This is a genomic window from Magnetospirillum sp. SS-4 (assembly GCF_902729425.1).
Lineage (GTDB): Bacteria > Pseudomonadota > Alphaproteobacteria > Rhodospirillales > Magnetospirillaceae > Phaeospirillum.
The window spans coordinates 1-277 of sequence record NZ_CACVCH010000022.1 but is presented as its reverse complement, the minus strand read 5'-3'; the positions used below and the strand labels follow the sequence as shown (position 1 = coordinate 277).

Here is a 277-nt window from a genome sequence, read left to right as displayed (position 1 = left end):
CCTGTCGCCCGAACGCGCCGCCGAGGCCATCCGTTGCCACTGGGGTATTGAGAGCATGCATTGGGTGCTCGACGTCATCTTCAAGGAGGACCTGTCCCGCTTGCGCCGAGGTCACGGCGCTCAAAATATGGCACTCGTCCGACGCCTCGCCTTCAACATCGTCCGCGCCGGACGTGGAAAGCGCTCCATCAAGACCGCACGAAAGGCCGCAGGCTGGAACCCTGACTTCCTCGCAGCCCTCATCTTACCGCCGCGTTAACCTGGACTCGTTGCCGTG

Annotated in this window: 1 protein-coding gene; it reads left to right on the top strand. The window is 63.2% G+C overall.

What is annotated here, in order from left to right; genetic code table 11:
- A partial coding sequence (locus MTBSS4_RS03835; protein ID WP_173982084.1) for an ISAs1 family transposase occupies positions 1-259 on the top strand: 259 nt, incomplete at its 5' end.
- Between the last annotated feature and the right edge of the window lie 18 nt (positions 260-277).